We start from the raw sequence: 360 nt of genomic DNA on the forward strand, positions 1-360 counted from the left end.
CTATATGTTCATCGATGTATTTAGTCGCAAAGTGGTCGGCTGGCAGGTATTTGAAACCGAAAGCAGCGCGCTGGCCAGCGAGGTGATGAAGGACATTTGTGTGCGAGAAAAAATCGCACAAAATCAGGTCGTTCTTCATTCGGATAACGGCAGTCCGATGAAGGGCTCCACGATGCTGGCCATGCTGCAGGTGCTGGGCGTCATGCCGTCATTCAGTCGTCCTGCCGTGAGTAATGACAACCCGTTCGCCGAAAGCTTTTTTAAAACATTGAAGTACTGCCCAGTATATCCACGTCGCCCATTTAAGGATCTCCTGGCAGCCAGGAATTGGGTTACTACATTCATGCATTGGTATAACGA

The 360-nt window shown here is 49.4% G+C and carries 1 protein-coding gene; it reads left to right on the forward strand.

From position 1 onward, the window contains the following. Nucleotides 1-360 (forward strand): DDE-type integrase/transposase/recombinase (locus QN347_RS19580; RefSeq protein WP_323494365.1); only part of this gene is annotated, 360 nt, incomplete at both ends.

The sequence above is a fragment of the Sphingomonas sp. 10B4 genome (assembly GCF_035019905.1).
Taxonomy (GTDB): domain Bacteria; phylum Pseudomonadota; class Alphaproteobacteria; order Sphingomonadales; family Sphingomonadaceae; genus Sphingomonas; species Sphingomonas glacialis.